This window comes from Pseudoalteromonas sp. MelDa3 (genome assembly GCF_002863625.1).
GTDB classification, from domain to species: domain Bacteria; phylum Pseudomonadota; class Gammaproteobacteria; order Enterobacterales; family Alteromonadaceae; genus Pseudoalteromonas; species Pseudoalteromonas arctica.
Window position 1 is genome coordinate 1 of the sequence record NZ_PJBR01000248.1, and the last position, 8,219, is coordinate 8,219.

At 40.2% G+C, this 8,219-nt stretch carries 9 protein-coding genes and 1 pseudogene; 4 read left to right on the forward strand and 6 right to left on the reverse strand.

Features of this window, described 5'->3' with window-relative positions; all coding sequences use genetic code 11:
• The 3 genes from hmpA to CXF89_RS20510 form a co-directional block, all read right to left on the reverse strand.
• A partial coding sequence (hmpA, locus tag CXF89_RS20500) for an NO-inducible flavohemoprotein (protein WP_121955621.1) occupies window positions 1-1,124 on the reverse strand: 1,124 nt, incomplete at its 3' end.
• Between the two features lie 20 nt (window positions 1,125-1,144).
• Window positions 1,145-2,377, reverse strand: coding sequence for an NnrS family protein (locus CXF89_RS20505; RefSeq protein ID WP_024599631.1), 1,233 nt, complete (start codon window positions 2,375-2,377; stop codon window positions 1,145-1,147).
• Entirely contained in the window at window positions 2,377-2,646 is a 270-nt protein-coding gene (locus CXF89_RS20510; RefSeq protein WP_007584928.1) for a hypothetical protein, read from the reverse strand. The genes CXF89_RS20505 and CXF89_RS20510 overlap by 1 nt, the downstream gene beginning before the upstream one ends.
• Window positions 2,647-2,806: 160 nt before the next feature.
• Here CXF89_RS20510 and norR point away from each other — a divergent pair, with 160 nt between their 5' ends.
• Complete coding sequence (gene norR, locus CXF89_RS20515) at window positions 2,807-4,363, forward strand: nitric oxide reductase transcriptional regulator NorR (RefSeq protein WP_024594305.1); 1,557 nt, start codon at window positions 2,807-2,809, stop codon at window positions 4,361-4,363.
• 32 nt (window positions 4,364-4,395) lie between these two features.
• Here norR and CXF89_RS20520 read toward each other — a convergent pair whose 3' ends face one another.
• Window positions 4,396-5,295: a LysR family transcriptional regulator gene (locus CXF89_RS20520; protein ID WP_121955622.1), complete on the reverse strand. Its 900-nt coding sequence runs from the start codon at window positions 5,293-5,295 to the stop codon at window positions 4,396-4,398.
• Window positions 5,296-5,414: 119 nt separating this feature from the next.
• Between CXF89_RS20520 and CXF89_RS20525 the strand changes: the two genes are divergently transcribed.
• Window positions 5,415-5,981 carry an NADPH-dependent FMN reductase gene (locus CXF89_RS20525; protein WP_007584922.1) on the forward strand — a complete coding sequence of 189 codons (567 nt, stop codon included), beginning with the start codon at window positions 5,415-5,417 and terminating at the stop codon, window positions 5,979-5,981.
• A gap of 21 nt (window positions 5,982-6,002) precedes the next feature.
• Here the strand turns inward: CXF89_RS20525 and CXF89_RS20530 are convergent, their stop codons facing one another.
• A complete protein-coding gene (locus CXF89_RS20530; RefSeq protein ID WP_121955623.1) occupies window positions 6,003-6,443 on the reverse strand; it encodes a tellurite resistance TerB family protein in 441 nt (146 codons plus the stop codon).
• 99 nt (window positions 6,444-6,542) lie between these two features.
• On the opposite strand from CXF89_RS20530, the gene CXF89_RS20535 reads away from it, so the two are divergent.
• On the forward strand, window positions 6,543-6,923 hold the full coding sequence (locus CXF89_RS20535) for a hypothetical protein (RefSeq protein WP_024591701.1): 381 nt from the start codon (window positions 6,543-6,545) through the stop codon (window positions 6,921-6,923).
• A gap of 2 nt (window positions 6,924-6,925) precedes the next feature.
• On the opposite strand, the gene CXF89_RS20540 is transcribed toward CXF89_RS20535, so the two are convergent.
• On the reverse strand, window positions 6,926-7,519 hold the full coding sequence (locus tag CXF89_RS20540; RefSeq protein WP_121955624.1) for a hypothetical protein: 594 nt from the start codon (window positions 7,517-7,519) through the stop codon (window positions 6,926-6,928).
• Window positions 7,520-7,664: 145 nt separating this feature from the next.
• Between CXF89_RS20540 and CXF89_RS20545 the strand changes: the two are divergent.
• Window positions 7,665-8,000: pseudogene (locus CXF89_RS20545) on the forward strand (sugar O-acetyltransferase); the annotation flags it as partial.
• Window positions 8,001-8,219 lie beyond the last annotated feature (219 nt).

Genomic DNA, 8,219 nt, shown 5'->3' on the forward strand with positions numbered 1-8,219 from the left:
AACTCAAGTAACTGGTTTTTTATAAATGCCATAAAACCAGCAGGACCACATAAGTAAAAGTCGCCATTACTCAATGGTAGCTGTGCTTGTACTGCGTTTAGGTTCATTAACCCAGTAAAGTCAGCGCCCTCTGTCGCTTGATTAAACCAGGTCATTGTTTGCAAATGGTTATTTTTCGTTGCTAAATCATTTAAATATTTTGAAAACGAATGCTGCTGAGTATTTTCGCAGGCATGTAAATACATAATATTTTGATTAGAGTTATCGCTTAATAACGTTTCGAGCATTGCTAGCATTGGCGTTTGCCCAACACCTGCTGAAATGAGTACCGCTGGACTTGTATTATTACGTAAAAAGAAGTCTCCTGCCGGCGGGTATAGCTCAACAATAGTGCCCTGCTCTAATGAGTGTAAATAATTAGACACCATGCCAGGCTTTGGCTGTAGCTCTTTTTTAACACTAATACGGTAGTTTTTAGCGTTACTTTTTTGCGAAATAGAATACTGGCGAATTTCTTCATATTCAGCGCCCTCTGGCTTAACTTTAATACCTAAATACTGCCCTGGTTTATGTGTAATAACAGCTTCGCCATCAACTGGCGTAAGTGTAAAACTTGTTACTAGTTCTGATTCAGCCTGTTTGTTGGTTATTTTAAATTGGCGAGTTCCCGCCCAACCACCGTGTTTATTTTTACTGTGCTCATACAAAGCAGCTTCTTCGGTTATACAAATATCAGCAAGTACGCCGTAAGCTTCGCGCCAAGCGTATTCAACATCGGGAGTAAATTGCTCAGGAATAAGCTCTTTTAAAGTACCAATTAAATGCGCACCTACAATAGGGTAATGCTCAGGTAAAATATTCAAGCTTGTATGCTTATGATTAATACGTGTTAGCGCTTCTTTTAATACGGCTAAATTATCAATATTTTGTGCATACGCAGCCAATGCATTAAAAAGTGCAAATTGCTGACGACCTGTATCTTGATTCGCCATATTAAAAATATTTTTAAGCTCAGGATTATGGCTAAATAAACGCTTATAAAAATGATCGGTAACAACCGTACCCGCCTGCGCTAATAACGGAACTGTGCTTTTTACAATCTCAATGGTTTTATCAGATAACATATGTGTTTCCTATGGATGAACTAACCACGACGCCCATCAACACGACGCCGCGTTAATATAGGTGTGCAGTGAATTAAAAATAATGAAAAAGCCACTAACCACAGCACAGCACTTATTTGCCAAGCAAGGTGAGGCCCAATAATAAAAGGGAGTAATGAACGAGTAATAGCGGCCACAAGCAAAAACGCAAAAGCAACAGCCATGTAATGAGGAATAGCGAGTGTACGCCCTGTATGACCATGTGATACACGCGTCATCATTGCTAAAATCATCATACCTATTGTGCCAATAGTGATTAAGTGCAGCGCATCTTTAAATTGTATTGCACTGCTATAAAAGCTAAATGCAACCATCATTAACCCTACGCCTAACGCTAAGTAGGAAAAATGTAAAGACCATAACAACGGCACTCTCAATACCTTGCTATCCCACCAAAAACCAGCCCTGACCAGGTGAAGCGCAGCAACAGTTGCAACAACTAACGCAGGATTAATCGTGTTCAAAAACAACTTGTTGATGAAAAATAAAGTGATAGCCAAAATAGATAAATACATCACCGCTTTATCTATTTTAGGAGTGCGAACTTGTGCGGTTAAACCTAGACCTTTAGCGGTAAAAAATGGTAGAACGCGACCCGCAACAATGCCAACTAGTAAAGTAATTACCAGTACTGCGGTATCAACCACACCAAGTGCAAGCTGCATGTTTTGTTTTAAAACAAGTATTAAATACAATACATTGAGCCCACAAAGCACAGCTAAAATAGCTAAAAACGGATAGTTACTTTTGCTATTGGCTTTTAATAACATATTAGCCAGTACTGCTATGGCGCCTAGCCACCAAATAACTTGTAATGTAAGTGCAGCATATAAATTAAAATGAGCAATATCAGGCAATATCACAAAAAAGGCTAAGCGCGCTGCAAGCCATATAAACGTAAGCCACATAAGGGCTTTCCCACTTATGCTCGGTACGCCTGTCCATGTTTGTGCAGCGGTAAGTAAAAAGCCAACAGCTACAACTCCTGCAAAGCCAAACAGCATTTCGTGCGCGTGCCATAATGTTGCAGGTATCGATGAGTGCCAACTTGCATGGCCTGTTAAAATAAGTAGCCAATACCCCACCGACAAAAATGCCAATAAGCCACCGCCTAAAAAGAAAGGTCTAAAAGCGAGCATCCATAATGGCCATTGAGATACTTGATGAATAGCAACGCGTGCTGGCATTGGCTCAGTTAAGTTTATAGGGCGCATTATCGTACCTCCTGCCCTAAACCATGTTGTGCAACACAGCGCAGTACGTAACTTACTTTTAAAATAGCAGCAATAACAATAGTGCCAATATGAGCTGATACTTGCACCGCCATGGAAAAGTACTCAGCAAACGGGTAGCTAATTAAAATACTTGCCGTAATACACACTAAACTCACAGCTAATGCAGTATTGGCAGCAAATAATACTGTTTCGTATAGTGAACTAAACTGTGTTTGATTATTTAAATTATTCAGCATTAGTGTGTTCATGGCGATCTCTGTAACTAACTACGTTACTTAGCTATTACACATACTGTGCCAATAATTTTATTCATTTAAATTCAATAAGTTAAATTAAATCACTTTACACTATGAGTCTTTATGACCTACTATAAATTAACTCATAAAAACACAAACAGGTCATTTTGACATGAACCAGCAATTCAACCTTACCCAAGTTGCTCTAGAGCTAGCTCAAAGTACACTGCACGAGCATAGTTTTGATCAATTACTAGCAACGGTTGAGCGGGTGATTCCTAGTGATGCAAGTGCGTTATTAGTGCTTCAGGGCGAGCAATTAAAACCACTGGCAATTAAAGGGTTAATGTCCGACAGCCTTGGCAGACGATTTAAAATAGTAGAGCACCCTCGCCTAGAAGCTATTTGCAAAAGCACACTCGCGCTACAATTTGCGCACGACTGCCCACTACCCGATCCATACGACGGATTGCTATTAGCTAAAACCGGCGACATACCGGTACATGCATGTTTAGGTTTACCCCTTTATGATAAAAACGCACTACTTGGCGTACTTACGTTTGATAGCCTTAACGCCAATGCATTTAACAGCATAAGCGCTGATACACTCAATACCTTACAAACGCTGTGTAGTGCGCACTTTAAAACAGCTTTAGAGCTTGCCCATTACAAACAGCATGCACAGCACTCAAGTGCATTAGTGCAAGAACTAAATCGTGAAGCGTTAACACGGGACGGCGGTGAAATTATTGGTCAAAGTCCGCTAATGCAAACACTTAAAAACGAAATTAAACTCGTTGCAGCATCTAACTTTAGCGTGCTTATATTAGGTGAAACAGGGGTAGGAAAAGAACTTGTTGCGCGTAATATTCACTTAAATTCAGCTCGAAAAGATCAACCGCTTATTCACTTAAATTGTGCATCACTTCCTGAGAACCTTGCTGAAAGTGAATTTTTTGGTCATGCGAAAGGGGCTTTTACAGGCGCACAAAATTCGCGCCAGGGTAAATTTCAATTAGCTGATGGCGGCACGTTATTTTTAGATGAAATAGGCGAACTGCCCCTGGCCATGCAAAGTAAACTATTACGAGTGCTACAAAGTGGCGAAATACAAACGGTAGGAGAAGACACGCCAAAGTACGTAGATGTACGCGTCGTTGCTGCAACCAACAGAAACTTAAAAGAAGAAGTAGCTCAAGGTCGCTTTAGAGCCGATTTATACCATCGCCTCAGTGTCTACCCTATTACTGTGCCACCACTTAGTAAACGCGAGCACGACATAACACTCTTAGCTGGTTATTTTATTGAGCAAACAGCCCGTAAATTAGGGATAAAACAATTAAAACTAAGCCCTGAAGCGCAAGTACTGCTTAATCAGTACAACTGGCCAGGTAACGTTCGCGAGCTTGAACATGTCATTAGCCGCAGCGCCCTAAAAGCAAAACAAAGCCAATGGCAAAATCCAATAATAACCATTACAAGCGAGCACTGTGATTTAACCCCAAGTGCGCCACAAAACTCTCTAGTAGCAAGCCAAATTACAACCAACACCTTAATCAACCAACCTTTAAAGCAAGCTGTAGAATCGTTGCAATACAACGTAATTACTGAGCAATTAAAGAAGCATAACTACAACTGGTCAGCAGCAGCAAGAGTACTTGAATTAGATAGAGCTAACTTAGTACGCTTGGCTAAACGCCTAGGGATAGAAGTAAAAAAAACACTATAATCATTTAAAACACAGCTAAAATGCTGCTAAAACTATTGATTAGCAGCTAACTTACTAAAATGTGTTTTTAACAACCCTGCAAAAGCTTGTACTTTAGCAGTGCGATGCACTAAGTGATGCGTGACTAACCATACATCGGTAGGCCAGCTTAACTCACTGTGTAATATAGGTACTAAATCAGAATATTGCGCCGCTACGTCATGCTGTAATCCGCCAATGCCTAGCCCTTTAATTATTGCACGAGTCGCTTCTGCGGTTTCAGATACTCGCAGCTTAATTTGCGATGCAGGAATATGTTCATCAGCCCATGCAAAATAAGGCACGCGGGCATTAAAACCCGCCACACCCGATACAAAATTATGTTGTTGTAAATCACTTAATAATTTAGGCATGCCGTACTTATTAATGTAACGTTTATTCGCGTATAAACCCGATGATAACTGCGCTAAATGCTGAGCAATATAATCGCCCTCATCAGGTCTTGGGCCTGCACGAACTGCAATATGTGCTTGTCCGTGATCGAGCCTTAACCTTTTTTGTTCTAAAATAACTTCTAACTGCACTTGCGGATGTAATACCTGAAATTGCTCACATACATCACCAAGTACATCCATAAAGCCACTTACCGTCGTTAGCAATAAACTCCCTCTAAGGGTGCTATCGGCTGCTGCTATATCGTTATGTAACTGCTCTAAGGAGCTATGGATAGTTTGCGCCGTTGCAAATAACTTGGTGCCAATTTCAGTAACCTTGTAACCACGAGCATGGCGATGAAAAAGGCGTGCATTTAAGTTTTTTTCAAGATTATTAATTCGCCTAAGTACTGTGCTGTGGTGCACATTAAGCTCTTCTGCTGCCGCCGTTAACGTGCCTAATCGTGCTACTTCAAACGCTACTTTAACGTCTTGCCAATCTTCAAATTTTATCGCCATTCTGATTACCTTATACTTATGTGCATTTACGCACACAAGTGTTGCGTTTATTGGGGTTTTCTACAAGCAAAATTTTGCTACATTAGCGTTGTAAGTTTAAACACTAAAAGGTCACTAGCATGTCAGCACCAAAAATTATCGCCCTAGCAGGAAGTCTTCGACAAGAAAGCTTTAATCAAAAAATTATTAATGAGGCAGCACGTTTTGCTCTACAAACAGGTGCTGAAGTAGAAGTAATAAAACTAAACGAATTAAACATCCCACTATTTAACGAAGATATTGAAGCGCAAGGTACACCAAGCGATGTACAGCTTTTAAAAGACAAACTACGTGCAGCTGACGGTATTTTACTAGCAAGCCCAGAGTACAACGGATCTATAACTGCAGCACTTAAAAATGCGATTGATTGGGCATCGCGCACAGAGCAAGGTGCTGTTCCTGCTTTTCGCAATAAAGTAGTGGCGCTGTTTTCAGCATCACCAGGTGGACTTGGTGGGTTACGCGGTTTAAATCATGTACGTGATATACTAAGTGGTATTGGATCGTTAGTGCTTGCCGATCAACTTGCAGTACCCGCTGTACACACATTGTTTGATGAAAATGGGCAAATTAATGAACCTGTTACTGCAGAGCGAGTATCGGCGCTTGCTCATCAGTTAGTAAGCGTTGCAAGTAAGTTAAGGTAACTTGCACGCCTAAATAACTAATTACTTTGTCGCCGCGAGTTTTGCGGCGATAAAATCGGTATGCGTTACATATAAAAGCCCTGCTACTTTACGTATTACGTAGTCTTCTTGGGGATCTATTTCTCCATCGGCATACGCTAAGCGCCATAATAATTCTATTATTTCTATTCGCTGCGCCGCGCTGCAATGCTCATTAATCTGTTTTGAAAACTGAAAGTAATCTATCGAATCATCTAAGCTGCTTGCCGCGTTATTAGTAAGCTCATTAACCTCAATATCTGTTAAATTAAAATACTTTTTTAAGGTTACAGTCAGGGTTCGTTGTTCATCATGTTCAAGCTTGATATCTGCACGCATAACTTCAATTAATAATGCAGCAACAGCTGTTTTTAAATCGTGCTCTTGCATACTTGGCTGCTGTTCATCGAATACAGCAAAAAGTTGTTTTATTTGTTTGAACATCACACTTTCCCTTTTTGGGTGTTAGACTAATACGTAAAGAAATCGACCTTATTACTCTTATTAATGGGTATAAAGTTCGCAAATTAAAGGATACATTTTATGAAAGGAATAAACGCACCACGCTTATTTATAGGCGCTACACTGGTGGCCCTTTCAAGTGCAAATACTGCACTTGCTGAAAAAGCCGAAACAGAGAAGCTATACGACTTTGACAACAAAGTGCATTACTACCAAACCAAAATTGGCGAAGACAACTATAAAATAGAAATCCAGTCAGACGATTACAAACACTTTACCAATCAAAGTGTATTTTTATTACGCCATGCGGACCGTCTATGCCGCGGCAATACCTTTATGTTGAAAATACTTGAAGGCGTGCAAGAGTACGAACGCTTTCCAACAAAACCACGTGCTTACCAACCAGATTTAAGTGTTTTACTACAATGCGAAACTAAAGAAGATACAAACAAGGGTAAGTAGCCTTAGTCTTTATAACCCCAAGGTGCTGATGGTGGAGTAATCGATTTAGTTAAATCAAAATCCACCTTAAACTCACGTCCTTGGCGAATTAATCGATAAGTAAATACTTCTGGGTAAATATACATTTGCCATGTATTACCTACAGACTGTGCAATGCCTTCTTTCACGAATAACTCTTTAGAGTATTGGTCTGCTGGAAACGACTGCATTTGCGCGAACCCTGCATCAAGCGTATGGCCACCATACATAGTTGATGGGTCGTCTGTTCCATCTTTATGACGATGATCGTGCTTTAAACTCAAGCCACTACCCGTTTTAGTTATGATCCACGTACGTGATGCATCGTCTCCTACATGAAACGGCACTTGTAACTCAGTCTCGCTACATTTACGTACATGCATAACCAGCTTTTTATCTGTAAATGAGCTTGGCCCTTTCGCGTTATCTACCGCTACTTCACCTTCAAAAGCTTTACCGCAATGCGCTGCAATACTATTAAAAAAGGCATCATGAGTAGGAATAGACACTAGCGGTGCAGGGCGTGCAAAAGCTGTCGATGAAGCAACTATTAAAGTTGCTGCAGTTAATAATTTCATATGTTTCTCGTTATAGTTATTTTAAAACATCTGTAATGGTACAGTTTTCTTAAGTACTTTATTAGAAGTATCTATATAAAATTTAGAACAAGACAACTAGGTAAAACTACTAAATAGCGATTAACGACTAAATATCTCAGCCTTCATTAACAATCCTACTTTTATAAATATTAATTACACACCTCAACTAGCCATTGGCCAATTATTTAATCACCATTTGTGATGCCTGCTTAATTGGCCCGAAAGTTCAGCTTTTAGCTGTGTCACATGCTACTAATCCAGCAAAAAGGCTTAGTAAGAAAACTTTGCAGCGCCTATCGCGTTAGCCAATAACGCATGGGTTGGCACAGGTGTAATTATTTTAGAGGGTGTGAGTATTGGTGAAAACAGTATTGTGGGTGCGGGTGCTGTCGTTACTAAAAATGTAATGCCTAATACCCCAGTAGCGGATAATCCAGATCGTGAAATAAGAACACTGTAGTTATTCTCGATGTGATTTTAACGTTGGGAGTCGCTACGCTCGCATCAGCGAGCACTTTAACTCGTTAAATTAAGTGAATTATTCACTAAGAGACACTCCGCTATAGAGGAATACCTGAATCACTTTTTTGTAGACGTAAAAAGCCCGAATCATTAGATTCGGACGCTCTACAATATAAAATCGGTACGCTACGCAGTATATCAGCGTCGGGAGTCGCTA

Bases quoted from the DNA above. Each gene is read 5' to 3' on its own strand.
- CXF89_RS20535 (WP_024591701.1), top strand. From the start codon at position 6,543: ATGAAAGGAATAAACGCACCACGCTTATTTATAGGCGCTACACTGGTG.
- CXF89_RS20520 (WP_121955622.1), bottom strand. From the start codon at position 5,295: ATGGCGATAAAATTTGAAGATTGGCAAGACGTTAAAGTAGCGTTTGAA.
- CXF89_RS20530 (WP_121955623.1), bottom strand. From the start codon at position 6,443: ATGTTCAAACAAATAAAACAACTTTTTGCTGTATTCGATGAACAGCAG.
- CXF89_RS20510 (WP_007584928.1), bottom strand. From the start codon at position 2,646: ATGAACACACTAATGCTGAATAATTTAAATAATCAAACACAGTTTAGT.
- CXF89_RS20540 (WP_121955624.1), bottom strand. From the start codon at position 7,519: ATGAAATTATTAACTGCAGCAACTTTAATAGTTGCTTCATCGACAGCT.
- CXF89_RS20525 (WP_007584922.1), top strand. From the start codon at position 5,415: ATGTCAGCACCAAAAATTATCGCCCTAGCAGGAAGTCTTCGACAAGAA.
- CXF89_RS20505 (WP_024599631.1), bottom strand. From the start codon at position 2,377: ATGCGCCCTATAAACTTAACTGAGCCAATGCCAGCACGCGTTGCTATT.
- norR (WP_024594305.1), top strand. From the start codon at position 2,807: ATGAACCAGCAATTCAACCTTACCCAAGTTGCTCTAGAGCTAGCTCAA.